This is a genomic window from Roseovarius sp. 10, from assembly GCF_033100315.1.
Lineage (GTDB): Bacteria > Pseudomonadota > Alphaproteobacteria > Rhodobacterales > Rhodobacteraceae > M30B80.
Genome location: NZ_JAWLVH010000004.1, coordinates 1 through 12,958, shown reverse-complemented (window position 1 = coordinate 12,958; position 12,958 = coordinate 1). Strand labels below are relative to the sequence as shown.

The window sequence follows — 12,958 nt, the reverse complement described above, 5'->3', positions numbered from 1 at the left end:
GCTGCGCAGAAGCGAGATCATGACGAATATTGCTCCGATCGCGAGGTTATCCCGGAAAGGGATCTGAAGCCCAAACCATGGGAACACCACGATCTGCGTCAGCACGGCCAGCGCATAGCATTGGTGATCGCCTCGATCAGCGATTGGCGTCGTGACTGCATCACGCTGCCAGGCGCTTGGACTTGAGGCTGGCGAAACTCTCCCCGCTGTCTGTCAGAACTGCCTCCTCGCCGGTGAAGGCTTGCCAGCGTTCGATAGCGACATCGACGTAAACCGGGTTCAGCTCTACCCCGTAGCAAATGCGCCCGGTGGTCTCAGCCGCGATCAGCGTGGTGCCCGATCCCATGAACGGTTCATAGACTGCTTGGCCGGGGCTGGAGTTGTTAAGGATCGGGCGGCGCATACATTCGACCGGTTTTTGCGTGCCGTGTACGGTTTCGGCATCTTGGTCCTTGTTTGCGATTTGCCAGAGCGTTGTCTGCTTGCGATCGCCGGCCCAATGGCCCTTGCCCTTGGCACGCACTGCATACCAGCAGGGCTCATGCTGCCAGTGATAGTCGCCGCGGCTGAGTACCAGCCGATCCTTTGCCCAGATGATCTGGGAGCGGATGGCGAAACCGGCGGCAATTAGACTGTCGGCCACAGTCGCTGCATGAAGCGCGCCATGCCAGATATAGGCCACATCGCCGGGAAAGAGGGACCAGGCCTCGCGCCAATCAGCGCGGTCGTCGTTCAGGACCTTGCCTGTGCGTTTCGTCTTGGCCGCGCCCGCTTGGTTGCGCCAAGACGGGTCGTATTCCACGCCGTAGGGTGGGTCAGTCACCATCAGCAACGGTTTGACGCTGCCCAGTAGGCGCCCGACCACATCGGCGCTGGTGCTGTCACCGCAGATCAGCCGATGCGACCCAAGCTGCCAAAGGTCGCCTGCCACCGACACCGGGTTAACCGGCGGCTCCGGGATATCATCCTCGCCCTCAACGGCCCCATCGTCGCTCACCGTCTCTGGATCCTGCAGCAGGGCATCCAGATCCTCATCTGAGAAGCCCAGCAGATCGAGGTCGAAGTCTTCCGCCAAGAGCCCTGCGATCTCGTCGCGCAGCATCGCCTCGTCCCATTCGCCAAGCTCGGTCAGCTTGTTATCGGCAATGCGATAGGCGCGCCGTTCCGCTTCATCTAGATGGCCAAGCCGGATGACAGGGGCCTCGGTCAGGCCCAGCGCGCCGGCTGCCAGCACGCGCCCATGGCCGGCAATCAACTCGCCGTCGTCGGCCACCAGGCACGGGACGGTCCAGCCGAACTTCGCCATGCTGGCCGCAATCTTCGCAACCTGGGCCTCGCCATGGATCTTCGCGTTCTTGGCATAAGGGCGCAGCTTCTCGATCGGCCAGAGCTCGATCTGGCGCGGTGCAAAGACAAGATCCATGGGGCGGGACGCTCACTGGCTGCAGGCAAGGCATGCTGAAGCCAGCTCCAAATGCATGGGCGTGTCAGCGATCGCGGTGCCAGAAAAACAAAAGCGCCCACGAGGGTCTCCTCCGGGCGCAAATCTTCGATGTTTCTTTGATAGGTCAAGGGGGCTAGAAATGTCAATCCGTTTTCTGTTTTGAATCAATGGCTTCTTAAAGGGGTGGTGGATTCCACGAAAGGTGGCTTCCTTGGATTCCTCGGTGGAATCCACCTGAAAGGGCTCTGGGATGCGTAACCCTTTGATAATGAGTCAGGTTTTTGCGCGTTGCCCGCGTGCTGGCTTCCAGGTGGATTCCCCGGTGAAAAGGCCAGACGCTAGGAAACTTGCGCGCTGCGCCCCCCCGTATACGCAAAGGGCCAAGGAGGAACCATGGGAGGGGGGATCAGCCTAGAGATCTCGTTCGAAAGCCTTCAGGTAAGCCGCATAATTAATAGCTGGCACGGTTCCTATCCGTTGCAGTCTGTGTAGGAGCCGCATGAAAAATGAAGCAAGAGCAAATTCAGGTTCACCCCTGATGATGTTAATAGTGTTGTTGTCATAGATTGCTTCAAAGGCGCCGGCCGTGGGGACGCAACCGATGTCTAGACGCTCTTCCGTTTCAGTACTTCTAAGGCAATCGGAAAAAGTTTTTCCGAAGGGATTCTTCCAGCCAGACTCGGTCGCAAGCAAGCCTCCAAGTATTGGTGTGACGCCACGCGGTTGATGTTCTCCCCCGGCATGAACGATGGGGGCACTGGTGCGCTTCAATCTCCTTACGGACGCAACTTTCTTGCACGCATATGCTACATTGGCACGGTCAAGTACCTGTTTGACTTCAAAGACTGCATAGACGCCCTCAGCTGGAATGATTTTCTGTCCGTCAACGTTGTAAAGTTCCGGGGTGTATTGCCTATCATACAAAACTATATCGATCTGCTCACTCAGATGGCCTTGTGCATCTATGACAAAAGCAGCCTCCGCCTGATATCGGTGAGGAAGATGATCTTGGAGCATTTTGAGCCAGTTTGCTTCCGCTCCGTTACCTTTTGCAACGGGGTGTTTTAGGACTGATCTGTTAGAAGCCAGCCCAGAGCTTAAACGGGCTTGTAGGCCGGAGTAGGTGCTATGCAATGCTGTTGCATAAGTATCGTCAGTTTTGCTCACCAGATAATATCTTTCCAATATTTTTTGCCAATGCTGGCATTTGCCATTGCCGCGACTGCGTTTTTTTCTTCCTTTGTCATGTCATCGGAAATGATATTGTTCGTGTTGGCTGGGTCAATTACCCGCGTAGTCGGGAGTGATTTTCCGATGTGGCTTAGCGCGCTGATCACGTTCGCAGAAAGGTTGTTGGTTGATTTTCCTTTCAGCGCATCCAGAACCATAAGTTCTAAAAAGAACGATGGGAAATCGAGGTTATGCAGGTTGCGCCAAATTTTGATGGCACGGATCTCGTTTTGTCGACCTGACTTCGAAATGGTATCAATGTGCAGCTTAATGTTGGTCTGGGTCCAGCCATCTGTCTTTCGCCTGTAGAGGCTATGATAGTTCTGGTATCCTGACTGAATTTTTCCCGGAACAAGGTCAAGCTTCATCCCAGAGTGTGTGATGCCGATCGATACATTTTGTCGTACGGGAGACCAAGCTTTTCGTTGCGATAAGGAAAAGAGGCTTTCGTAGATTTCCTTTAAAGATTGCCTGGTGTCAGATTTCAGGGAGATGAAAAGGTCAACATCGGCCGAGAGTTTGTTGCCCGTTCCTTTTGCGAACGAACCTGAATAAAAGAGGTTCGCAAGTTGAGTTCCAGCCCAAGAACGAATTAGGGGGGCCACGGCATCTGCAGTTCGTTTTGCGGCTACAGAATTAACGGCATATTTTTGTAGAATGGAAGCTACATATTGATCCTCCGTCATGACTGTTTGATCATCTTTGTACTGTCATTTTCCGTCTTGGACATGATTGCATACTCCGGGAACGATACCGTCTGGTCCAAAACTGCGTCAATCACCTTGGCTTCCAGGGAGTGCTTAGGGGTAATTCTGAGCTCAGTTGAAGATCTCGTAGCATACCCCCGATGGTCAAGCCATTTTGCACCCAGTTCAGTGCTTTTCGCCAATCCGAATAAGCTTGCCGCGCGGCGATAATTTGCTCCGGGTGCGGTCGGTACGTGACTGGACATGCCCGTACCTCCACGGTCCGCCACTTCCCGCGCGATAGCACGCGCTCAGTGCCAACCACCACAGTCGTCGCATGATCTCCATGGCGGTTGCGCTTCATCTCGACCGGCACGCAGCGCGGCACAGCCCCTGGCATCCAGTCGGGCGTCAGCCCAGCTCGGGCGAGTTCGGCCACACGAATGGCCATTCGCTTGCCGCCGAGGTTGTCGGGTATCCCAGCCACGGTGGCAGCGATCACTTCGGCATCCTCGTGCGTGTAGGTGCCCACCTTGTACTGCCCGCCGTCGATTTTGCAGCCCAGCGCCGCGCGCTGCATGAGGACGTATTCGAGACCGAAGCCGAATCCTTGACCACGCTCAGGGTCGGGTGGCTCGGGTAACTCCAGCTCGGCATGCTCAACGCGAAACGCCCATTCCAGCGCCTGCTGGACGGACATGACGCGCTTTGCTCGCCCATGGCTGTTACGCGGTGAACGGCTGTGCAGATTACGATCGTGTTTCATCGGATACCTCGTTCACGCAGGCGCTCGACCGTCACGAGGCCCCGGGCCAGCATGGCATCGCGCATTGAGTTGGAGATCGCGCTAACGGGCAGGTAGCGATCGGAGTTGACCATCTCGGCGTAGAAGACAGGCAGGTCGGTGACTGGCCTGTTCTCGGACTTCGATGACTTTCGTGCCTTGCGCCGCCCCCGGGACCTTTCGTCTGCCTTGCGCTGGGCGGCGCGCTGCATGATGCGATCCAGGCCCTTGGGCCCATCTGGCGGCTCGGTGTGTTCCTGGCGGGAAGCTTCCGCAGCCTCAAGGATCTCGGCGTCGGTTAGGCCAAGGTTCGTTTGCCAGCGCCGAACATGCTCTCGGGGTGGCCAACCCTGCCACCAGCCAGGGAGAGGCCCGTCAGGATCGAAGCCCAGCGCCGCCAGCAGCAACCCGAAAAACTCTTCATCGACGATTTCGCGCGCTTGCGCGTCCTCCTCCTCCTTTACTGGTTCCTTTACTGGTTCTCTTACAAGGTTACTGTCCGGATTTCGGACACGGGAATCGGCATTTTCCGGACACGGGTCGGGGTCAAAATCGGACACGGCTCCGTGTGTGGATTTCGGACACAGGTGCGGGTTATCCACAGCGTTATCCTTAGAAATGGCTGTGATTTCCGAATCCTCAGCTTCGCCTGTGTGGGTCGCATCGAAGCCGTGTCCGGTTTTCGGACCCGGGACCGCGCGATCTTGGGTAAAACCCGGCTCGAAGGCCAAGATGTAGCGGGTCGGCATCTGTCGCTTGGTGCTTGGGTTCAGCCGCTGCACGCGGCGGATCAGCCCAGCGCTCTCGAGGAGCGTGAGGTGGTCATTCAGCGTTGAACGGCTGATTTCGCAGTCATGGGCGAGCTGCTCTTGGGATGGAAAACAGCCGAAGTCCGGGTTGAACCGGTCGCAGAGATGCCAGAGGACGATTTTGGTGGTGGGCTTGAGCCCGCGCTGCTGGATCGCCCAGTTGGTTGCAGCATGACTCATGGTGTGATCCTCCCAGTTGGAGAGGCAACACGCGTCGTGAACCCGTGGTCTGCCAGTGCACTCAGCGCGTCATCAAGCGATCGTACCAGCGCCCAACCGAAGCCTTGCGCTAGCACCGCGTCGCGAAATGCCTCCTGCGCTGGGCTGAGCCGTCCCTTGAGGGATTTCAGCTCGAGGAACAGCACGCGGCCACCGCAGAGGATGATAAGGTCGGCAAATCCGGGATGGACGCCCATGCCGACAAGTATTGCCTGCCGCTTGGCTCCACGCGGGCCGGCTTCGGTCACCTCATTGGCGCAGTGATGGATGATGGCGCCTTTGGGGAGGGCAAAGCGCAGCGCGGTCACGACTGCGCGCTGTAGATCCGCCTCGGGTGTACCGCGTCGCTTCATGAGCGGCCCTCCCGATCTGGCGCGGGCAGCCGCTCAGGCGTTTTGGCATCGAGCACGACAAGCAGGATGCGTGCATCCTCGCGCTCCTCTGGGGTTTCACCATGCTGGACCAGCACATTGCAGGCGAGACGAACGAGATAGTCGGAATGGTGAACCATATCAGCGATGACCATGCGCGCTTCGCGCCGACGCTCCTCGATCCACTCCTGGCGGACACAGTCCCGTGCGCTGGGCTCACGGAAGGGAAGGGGGAGGCTCATCGGCGCGACCCCGCACGACGTGGCGCAGGGGCTTCCTGCAGCAACAACCATTCCTGAACGGCATCTCGGCGGTAATAGATCTTCCGACCGGCGCGCACGCAGGGCGGGCCAAAACGGATCTTCTCCCAGCGGTGCAGGGTTTCAACGGTGACCCCAAGCTCAAGGGCGAGGTCGAGGCGGCTGATCCAACCGCTCATCAGGCGCTGAGGGCTACTGGATCGGGGGGCAGTTCCAATGTCTGGCATCTGGGTTCTCCTGAGTTTGGCCCGACACGGGCAGAGTTCAGGTGTTTAGAAGCGCAGAGCGGAAAGGGTGGCGGGAAGGCAAAGACCGGCGGTGATGCGCCAAATGGCTGCCGGTCATTGATATCATTGAGGTTTCGCGGTTTTGGCGTCGGTCGAGTTTGCGGCACAGGATGGTGCAGAACCCTCGCGAATTGACAGATGCAGAGTCGTGTCGACCCAAAATCGGCCAATTTACAAGATTCCGCCTTGTTTCAGCGGGTTTCACGGGCGTTCAAAGGTATTCGCCCAACCGGCAAGGGGTCCGAACCCTTGCCGGTCATTGATTTTAAACGGAATTTACAAAATCAGGGCTTGGTCTGGGAGCGAAATGGCCTGAGGAGCACGCTTTAGGCGGCGAAACATACTCTGCTGGCCGGTAGATTCGCCCAGCGCGATGAACGCTCCCGGGTAATTTCTCCCATGTTTTCAATGACCGGCAGAGTTTTGCCGCATCACCGCCGGTCACCGCCTATGTGCCGGCCAAATCCTCATGCTTCGCTTGATAAGCCTGCGCATCTACGCCTGTGTCATGCGCATGAAGGAGGTATGAATATGGTCAACCGATTGCGATTAAATGATAAAACCGTGCGTGAGCAGATCCCGGAAGAGGATCGGGCCTATCAGGTGTTCGATACCGAGATACGGGGGCTGTCAATTCGTGTGATGCCCTCGGGCGAGCGGTCCTTCGTGATGGATTACCGCTTTGCGGGCCGCCAGCGCCGCATGGCGATCGGGCGTTGGCCTGAGTGGAGCGTCACTGCGGCCCGGGAGCGGGCCCGTGAACTGCGCCGTCTGATCGACGAAGGCACAGATCCGATGGAGGAGCGCGATACGCTACGGGAGGCGCCTCGCTTCAATGACATGATCGAGCGGTATTTGATCGAGCATGCCTCAACGTTGACGCCCCTTAGCGCGTCTGATCATAAATCCTTCCTGACCAAGCTCGTCGCACCGCATTGGGGCAACAAGCTGGTAACCGAAATCACGCCGCACGATGTGACAAAGCTTTTGAACCTGATTGCAGAGGGCAGGGCCCGGCCCTCAAAAGCGAAGCCGAACAATCGCGCGCGCAAGCTGCAGGGGCGCAAGCCCACGCCTGTGCGAGCCAACCGCGTTGGTGAAGTGCTGCGCAAGATGTTCAACCTGGCGATCCAATGGGGCTGGCGCACGGACAATCCGGCCGCTGGGTTCAAGAAACGTGTCGAGACCGCGCGGGAGCGCTTCCTCTCCCATGAAGAAATCGGCAGGCTTGCCGAGGTGCTGGATGCGGCCGAAGATCAGCGGGCCGCGGGCCTCATCCGCATCTGCATGCTGACTGGGGCGCGCGTGGGGGAGGTGCGTCAGGCGCAGTTCGAGCAGTTCAATCTAGAGCTTGGGATCTGGTCAAAGCCTGCAGCGACCACGAAGCAGCGCAAGATCCACCGGGTGCCGATCTCCGCTGACGTTGCGGCGATCGTGCGTCAGCGGGCGCTCGTTGTGCCTAAGGGCAATCCGTGGCTCTTTCCTGGCGATGTGCCGGGCCAGCCCGTCAAGGAAATCCGCCGATTTTGGGTAAAGGTGCAACGCGAGGCGGACCTGCCGGATGTGCGCATCCATGATCTGCGCCATACATTTGCCTCGCTCTTGGTCAGCGGCGGCGCCTCGTTGGAAATGATCGGGAAGCTTCTGGGTCACAGTCAGATGCAGACGACTCTGCGTTATGCGCATTTGATGGACTCGCCCCTGCGTGCGGGTGTCGACGCTGTGGCCGGCATGTTCCGGCCACGGCCGAAGATTGTGCATGACGCGGATGCCGAGAAAGAGACCAAGCGTGCCTGAAATCGGGTCCGCTTACTTCTCGCCGCGGAGCGCGCGCCAGAAGGGCCGCAGGCGGCGCCGAATGGTGCTCTCGTCGGGGATTTCTCCGTTCTCGGCCACATCGGCGAACCAGTCCTGAAGGTAACCGATCAGTTCGGCCTGGGTCTCTGGAATGCCATGTTCGTGGACGCGTTTCAGAAGCGCCACATACATGCCTTCCCAGTCGTAGGGTGAAAGCGCACCTGTACCGCCACCGATACGGCGCAGAAGATCGTACTCGTCTTCGAACCGCAGAACGTCCTGGCCGCTGATCAAGAGATCGGCGATCGAGACTTCGACCCCATCGGCGGGTTCGGTGACATAGCACCAGTCTTGGGAATGCTCGGGCTTGATCCGTTGCAGCTTGATGACCGTGGGGCCGGTGCCCGCGCGGCGAAAGAGGGGTAGCATATCCATCGGCGAGATCGTGATCTTGCCCGAGACCTTCTCGTCGCCGCAGATTGCGAGAGAAACCCCTGTGACGATGTCCAGCTTGCCTTCGGTTGCCCAGCCTCCAATGTCGGCGATGGTGCAGCCCCATCGGGACGCGGTTTCATGCAGGGTGAAGAATGCTCTTTGAGGTAGTGCCATGCGGGCTCCAGTTCTGATGTCGAGGTAAGACAGCGGGCGGCCTCGCGTGTGGAAGAAGCCGCCCGATCGGCAGCGAGGCAGAAACTCCGGGGTGCAGGCCGCATGAAGCTGCACCCCCGCACTCACGATCATGCGGTGACTGCCAAATTCTCCAATCGATCGGCATCCTTAGGACGAATCGTCCTCACTCGGGTTATAACCCAGGCACTACGTCAAGAACTGTCGGGGATGCGCGCCATGTCGTTCCAAAAGGCACAAGACCTGTTGAAGCTTGCAGGCATGTCGGCCAGCCGGCACGGTGGTATCACCGTGAAGGAGGTCGCCGAAGCGTTCAGCGTGAATGAGCGGACCGCCCAGCGCATGATCGCTGCTCTGAAAGATGTCTTCCCAAGTATCTCGCATCAGACGGACAGCCAGCGCCGCCGACGGTGGAAGCTGCGCGACACCAGCATGCTCGGCATGCAAGGGCTCTACCGCCGGGAACTCGTCGCGCTCGAGGCCAGCATCACGCGGGCTGAGCGGGAGGGCGCGCATATGGAAGTGGAGGCGCTACGGTCCCTGCGGGACCGCTTGGTGGCAACCTTGCCGTCAGCGCAGGCCCGGAGCATGGAGGTGGATGCTGAGGCGATCCTCGAGGCCAAAGGCTATGCCTGCCGCCCAGGCCCAAAGGTCAAAACCTCTCCGGCTGTGCTGAACATCGTTTCGGCTGCCCTCAGAGGGCCGTTCCGGCTCATCATCCGATACCAGGGTGCGCAGGATGCCAAGCCGCGCAAGCGTGTGATCGAGCCCTATGGGATCCTGCTCGGCACGCGGCATTACTTGATTGCCCGTGATACCGCCAAAGATGCCAACCTGCGGCGCTTCCGCATGGATCGGATCCAGAGCGCCGAAATCACCAATGACTGGTTCGAGAAGGACAAGGACTTCGATCTTGAGGCCTATGCGGCGCGGTCATTCGGGTCGTTTCACTCAGACGACGATTTCAACCGGGTCGTGTGGCGGTTCAGCCCGGCCGCTGCGCCGACGGCCCGGGAGTTTGAGTTTCATCCAAAGCAAGAGATGACCGAGTTAGAGGATGGCGGGCTACTGGTCAGCTTTGAGGCCAGCGGGCTGGTTGAGATGGCCTGGCATCTCGCGAAATGGGGCAGGGAGGTCGAAGTGATTGAGCCGGTGGCGTTACGTGAGATGGCAGTCGCATACCGGAATGTTTCAGTTCGCGTGTTACCATGACGCGAGGTCCACCAGGGCGCGCGAAGGTGCTTTTGCGCCTGTCGATAGGGGCGGAATCCGGAAGTTCGCCGCACGTGCGAACGCGCCAAGAATTATCTGGCGAACCGGACATTAGCCCACCTTTCCAGATCGAAGGCAGGATGGTCGATGCGGAGGGCGGGATGAAAAAGTCTGAGGCATGGCCCCTGGGCCAAAGAAGTCCTCCTGCAGACAGAGTGACTTTGCGCATGCCTTCCCGGAGCGAGTTCCGACACCTCACTGACCGAGTTGGACAAGCCCACTCTTGCGATCTTCAGTTAAAGCATATTGGTTCATCTCGTCGGTCTGGAGAACATCGCGCGGACCGAAGCTACATTTTGGATGAGGGGTAACTCGTTTGTTGAGCCGAATCTTCCAATGGAATAGGCCGCAAGCGGTTAAGGCTTCAGGTGATTAGCCAATCACCCTATTTTCCGCGATGATCTGATCTGCCAAGTCGACAAGATCATCAGATGAGAAGTTGGGTATCGGCACTCCCGTTGCCTTGAGGATGTTGTTGTTCGGGCGGGCGATGAACGCTCCCTTGAAACCGACGGACTGCGCTCCGATCGTATCCCACAAATGGCAGGCGACCATGCACAGGCTCGTGGGCTCCATGTCCATATGTTCCGCAACCATCTTGTAGGTATCGGGATGTGGCTTGAATTTGCCGAGCTCGGCGACGCTAAAGTTTTGGTCGAAGAACTCTGCGATACCGGCCTTCTCCAATGGTGTCGGTGATGATGTTGGCGCTGAGTTTGTCAGAGTAACAAGAGTGAACCCGGCATCCCGCAATCTGCTCAGCGCGGGTTTTACGTCCGCGTGGGTCGGCATGGAGCCGATTAGTGATCCAAGTTCGGCGGTGTCCTCATCGGAAATTGTTACACTTTTGTTGTCGCCAACCATGCGCAAGACGCCACCAGCCAGCTCCCCGAACGGCGCATAGCGCCCAGAGAGTGTCATCGCCTGAGAATAGAGGATCAGTTCGGCAAACCACTCGCGCATGACCCCAGCCGTCCCGAATAGTCGTCTGAAAAGCGGTTCCAGCGTAGTGATGTCGAGCAGGGTTTCGTTGACGTCGAAGACAATGGCCGAGAGAGGATGGCGATCAGGCATGAGTGTCGTTCCTTTTTTGTTTAATCTAAACGAGTTGCATCAACTCAGCATGCTTGGGCTTCTCAACGAGGTAGTAGCTTTCGAAGGGTAGCTCGATGATGAGAGCCAAAAACAACGCAATGGTGAGACCCACGGGAAATTCAGTTACGAACACAGCCTTCCATGCCTGGCGAAAAGACAATGCCTGCGGCAGTCCCCGCAGCGATGGCCGGACGCGGCCATAACCGCCCGCCGTGATCTACTGCAACCAAACCGTCGTCGACCAGCAGAGGCAAAGGGTAGCCAAAAAAATACCCCGGAAACCGTTCAAGAGTTGGGTAGTAATTCAAACCCTCAGTCCCTCAAGGTCCCTGGCGATCTCTTTGGCGATCTTCTCGACCCGGTCGCCCGCATCGCTGCGCTGCGCATAGGCGCGCAGACCGAAGATGGCCGCCTGCAGCTGGGCGGCCAGCACCTCGGGGCCGCTGTCCGGGGCGATTTCACCGCTGTCGCGCGCCGCGCGGAACGCCTCCGCAAAGGTGGCCTCGGCCGCGCGCATCATCTCTTCGGCCAAATTGCGCAGCTCGGGCGCGTCATCCGGGGCTTCCAGCAGCGTCTTTACCAGCATGCAGGCGCGCGACGGCATCGCCTTCCGCGCGATCCCGCCCAAAAGACGCACATAGGCCGCAAGCCCGGCGATGGGTGTCTCGGCGCGGCGCATGATCTCATTAAGCCCCGCCCGTCCGTCGCGCGCATAGCGGTCGAGCGCTGCGCGAAACAGCGCTTCCTTCGAGCCGAACGCCGCGTAGATCGAGCCCGGCCTCATGTCGAGTGCACCTTCCAGATCCTTGAGCGAGGTGTTGTGAAAACCGCGCGCCCAGAACAGCTCCATCGCGGATTTCAGAACCTTATCCCGGTCATATGTCGCCTGTCGCCCCATGCACTGGCTCCGATCTCATTTGAGTGAACACTCAAAAATAACTTGAATGACCGCTCAAGTAAAGCTATTTAACCGGCGCAAACTTGAACGCTCACTCAAAAATGAAAGGAGCCTCTATGACCGACTTTACCATCCACTCCGCCGAGACCGCCCCCGAAGAGAGCCGCCCGCTGCTCGAGACTTCGCAAAAGACCTTTGGCCGCATCCCCGGCCTGCATGCCGTGATGGCCGAAGCGCCCGCGCTCCTCGAGGGCTACCAGCAACTGCACAAGCTGTTCGCCGAGAAGACCAGCTTCGACAAGGACGAGCTGACGGTCGTGTGGCAGAGCATCAATGTCGAACATGAATGCCATTACTGCGTGCCCGCCCATACCGGCATCGCCAAAAAGATGAAGGTCGACGACGCGATCACCAACGCGCTGCGCGACGAGACGCCGCTGCCGAATGACCGTCTCGAGGCGCTGCGCACCTTCAGCCTGGCGGTGGTGCGCGACCGCGGCAATGTCGATGCCGCGGCTGTCGATGCCTTCCTCGCCGCCGGCTTCACCAAGCGCCAGGTGCTCGAGGTGATCCTTGGCGTGTCGCAGAAGGTCATGTCGAACTACACCAACCACTTGGCCGAAACGCCGGTCGACGAGCCGATGAAGGCCTTCGCATGGGAAAAGGCGCGCAAAGACGCGGCCTGAAGTACGATCATTGGGCCGGCCGGCGATGCGATGCCAGCCGGCCCCTCGCGCCTCCGCGACCCCCGACCTTTCAACGCCCCCGGCAGGTCCCGACCGGCAGCGGACCGCGCCGCTTGTCCCGCCGCCACCCCGGAGAAACCGTAAGTCGCGGCGCCCGCCTGAGACGCGCCCAACAGCCTTCCAATAAAACCACGGAGATACACATGACCGATCGTTCCCCCCTGTTCCAGCCCGTCAAGCTTGGCGATCTCGAGCTTCCCAACCGCGTGCTGATGGCGCCCCTGACGCGCAACCGTTCCGAAGATGACGGCACCCCGGTCGCAATGGCCGAGACCTATTACGGCCAGCGCGCGTCGGCCGGCCTGATCCTCACCGAGGCGGCCCAGGTCTCGGCCAGGCTCCAGGGGCCGAGACCGATGCAGACCAAACCGCCGTCATGGAGCGTCTGCGCGCCAAGTGGAGCGGCTTCTACATCGTAAATGGCGGCTATGAC

The 12,958-nt window shown here is 59.1% G+C and carries 15 protein-coding genes; 4 read left to right on the top strand and 11 right to left on the bottom strand.

The window, feature by feature from the left end:
- Window positions 1–160: 160 nt before the first annotated feature.
- The 8 genes from RYZ18_RS13085 to RYZ18_RS13050 form a co-directional block, all read right to left on the bottom strand.
- A complete protein-coding gene (locus RYZ18_RS13085; RefSeq protein WP_317657323.1) occupies window positions 161–1,423 on the bottom strand; it encodes a site-specific DNA-methyltransferase in 1,263 nt (420 codons plus the stop codon).
- A gap of 432 nt (window positions 1,424–1,855) precedes the next feature.
- Window positions 1,856–2,611: a DUF6602 domain-containing protein gene (locus RYZ18_RS13080; RefSeq protein ID WP_317657322.1), complete on the bottom strand. Its 756-nt coding sequence runs from the start codon at window positions 2,609–2,611 to the stop codon at window positions 1,856–1,858.
- Window positions 2,608–3,360 (bottom strand): hypothetical protein, encoded by a 753-nt coding sequence (locus RYZ18_RS13075; RefSeq protein WP_317657321.1) that lies wholly within the window; start codon window positions 3,358–3,360, stop codon window positions 2,608–2,610. Before RYZ18_RS13075 ends, RYZ18_RS13080 begins: the two co-directional genes overlap by 4 nt.
- Window positions 3,361–3,451: 91 nt before the next feature.
- Window positions 3,452–4,126, bottom strand: coding sequence for a hypothetical protein (locus RYZ18_RS13070; protein WP_317657320.1), 675 nt, complete (start codon window positions 4,124–4,126; stop codon window positions 3,452–3,454).
- Complete coding sequence (locus RYZ18_RS13065; protein WP_317657319.1) at window positions 4,123–5,133, bottom strand: helix-turn-helix domain-containing protein; 1,011 nt, start codon at window positions 5,131–5,133, stop codon at window positions 4,123–4,125. Before RYZ18_RS13065 ends, RYZ18_RS13070 begins: the two co-directional genes overlap by 4 nt.
- Complete coding sequence (locus tag RYZ18_RS13060) at window positions 5,130–5,525, bottom strand: VRR-NUC domain-containing protein (protein ID WP_317657318.1); 396 nt, start codon at window positions 5,523–5,525, stop codon at window positions 5,130–5,132. The genes RYZ18_RS13065 and RYZ18_RS13060 overlap by 4 nt, the downstream gene beginning before the upstream one ends.
- On the bottom strand, window positions 5,522–5,785 hold the full coding sequence (locus tag RYZ18_RS13055; RefSeq protein WP_317657317.1) for a hypothetical protein: 264 nt from the start codon (window positions 5,783–5,785) through the stop codon (window positions 5,522–5,524). The genes RYZ18_RS13060 and RYZ18_RS13055 overlap by 4 nt, the downstream gene beginning before the upstream one ends.
- Window positions 5,782–6,030: a transcriptional regulator gene (locus tag RYZ18_RS13050; RefSeq protein ID WP_292068683.1), complete on the bottom strand. Its 249-nt coding sequence runs from the start codon at window positions 6,028–6,030 to the stop codon at window positions 5,782–5,784. The genes RYZ18_RS13055 and RYZ18_RS13050 overlap by 4 nt, the downstream gene beginning before the upstream one ends.
- Window positions 6,031–6,621: 591 nt before the next feature.
- Between RYZ18_RS13050 and RYZ18_RS13045 the strand changes: the two genes are divergently transcribed.
- Window positions 6,622–7,887, top strand: coding sequence for a site-specific integrase (locus tag RYZ18_RS13045; RefSeq protein ID WP_317657368.1), 1,266 nt, complete (start codon window positions 6,622–6,624; stop codon window positions 7,885–7,887).
- 12 nt (window positions 7,888–7,899) lie between these two features.
- Here the strand turns inward: RYZ18_RS13045 and RYZ18_RS13040 are convergent, their stop codons facing one another.
- The gene (locus RYZ18_RS13040; protein ID WP_317657316.1) at window positions 7,900–8,496 is read right to left on the bottom strand and encodes a hypothetical protein; all 597 of its coding nucleotides are present in this window, start codon (window positions 8,494–8,496) and stop codon (window positions 7,900–7,902) included.
- A 237-nt stretch (window positions 8,497–8,733) separates the two neighbouring features.
- Between RYZ18_RS13040 and RYZ18_RS13035 the strand changes: the two genes are divergently transcribed.
- Window positions 8,734–9,726 (top strand): WYL domain-containing protein, encoded by a 993-nt coding sequence (locus RYZ18_RS13035; protein WP_317657315.1) that lies wholly within the window; start codon window positions 8,734–8,736, stop codon window positions 9,724–9,726.
- Between the two features lie 432 nt (window positions 9,727–10,158).
- On the opposite strand, the gene RYZ18_RS13030 is transcribed toward RYZ18_RS13035, so the two are convergent.
- Window positions 10,159–10,860, bottom strand: coding sequence for a haloacid dehalogenase type II (locus RYZ18_RS13030; RefSeq protein ID WP_090030684.1), 702 nt, complete (start codon window positions 10,858–10,860; stop codon window positions 10,159–10,161).
- A gap of 325 nt (window positions 10,861–11,185) precedes the next feature.
- Window positions 11,186–11,779: a helix-turn-helix domain-containing protein gene (locus RYZ18_RS13025; protein ID WP_317657314.1), complete on the bottom strand. Its 594-nt coding sequence runs from the start codon at window positions 11,777–11,779 to the stop codon at window positions 11,186–11,188.
- A gap of 116 nt (window positions 11,780–11,895) precedes the next feature.
- Here RYZ18_RS13025 and RYZ18_RS13020 point away from each other — a divergent pair, with 116 nt between their 5' ends.
- Entirely contained in the window at window positions 11,896–12,465 is a 570-nt protein-coding gene (locus RYZ18_RS13020) for a carboxymuconolactone decarboxylase family protein (RefSeq protein ID WP_317657313.1), read from the top strand.
- 203 nt (window positions 12,466–12,668) lie between these two features.
- Complete coding sequence (locus RYZ18_RS13015) at window positions 12,669–12,944, top strand: hypothetical protein (protein WP_317657312.1); 276 nt, start codon at window positions 12,669–12,671, stop codon at window positions 12,942–12,944.
- The last annotated feature ends 14 nt before the right edge of the window (window positions 12,945–12,958 follow it).

Excerpts from the sequence above, each read along its gene's own strand:
- RYZ18_RS13075 (WP_317657321.1), bottom strand. The coding sequence starts at position 3,360 with ATGACGGAGGATCAATATGTAGCTTCCATTCTACAAAAATATGCCGTT.
- RYZ18_RS13055 (WP_317657317.1), bottom strand. The coding sequence starts at position 5,785 with ATGAGCCTCCCCCTTCCCTTCCGTGAGCCCAGCGCACGGGACTGTGTC.
- RYZ18_RS13050 (WP_292068683.1), bottom strand. The coding sequence starts at position 6,030 with ATGCCAGACATTGGAACTGCCCCCCGATCCAGTAGCCCTCAGCGCCTG.
- RYZ18_RS13040 (WP_317657316.1), bottom strand. The coding sequence starts at position 8,496 with ATGGCACTACCTCAAAGAGCATTCTTCACCCTGCATGAAACCGCGTCC.
- RYZ18_RS13085 (WP_317657323.1), bottom strand. The coding sequence starts at position 1,423 with ATGGATCTTGTCTTTGCACCGCGCCAGATCGAGCTCTGGCCGATCGAG.
- RYZ18_RS13035 (WP_317657315.1), top strand. The coding sequence starts at position 8,734 with ATGTCGTTCCAAAAGGCACAAGACCTGTTGAAGCTTGCAGGCATGTCG.
- RYZ18_RS13025 (WP_317657314.1), bottom strand. The coding sequence starts at position 11,779 with ATGGGGCGACAGGCGACATATGACCGGGATAAGGTTCTGAAATCCGCG.
- RYZ18_RS13045 (WP_317657368.1), top strand. The coding sequence starts at position 6,622 with ATGGTCAACCGATTGCGATTAAATGATAAAACCGTGCGTGAGCAGATC.
- RYZ18_RS13060 (WP_317657318.1), bottom strand. The coding sequence starts at position 5,525 with ATGAAGCGACGCGGTACACCCGAGGCGGATCTACAGCGCGCAGTCGTG.
- RYZ18_RS13030 (WP_090030684.1), bottom strand. The coding sequence starts at position 10,860 with ATGCCTGATCGCCATCCTCTCTCGGCCATTGTCTTCGACGTCAACGAA.
- RYZ18_RS13020 (WP_317657313.1), top strand. The coding sequence starts at position 11,896 with ATGACCGACTTTACCATCCACTCCGCCGAGACCGCCCCCGAAGAGAGC.
- RYZ18_RS13015 (WP_317657312.1), top strand. The coding sequence starts at position 12,669 with ATGACCGATCGTTCCCCCCTGTTCCAGCCCGTCAAGCTTGGCGATCTC.
- RYZ18_RS13065 (WP_317657319.1), bottom strand. The coding sequence starts at position 5,133 with ATGAGTCATGCTGCAACCAACTGGGCGATCCAGCAGCGCGGGCTCAAG.
- RYZ18_RS13070 (WP_317657320.1), bottom strand. The coding sequence starts at position 4,126 with ATGAAACACGATCGTAATCTGCACAGCCGTTCACCGCGTAACAGCCAT.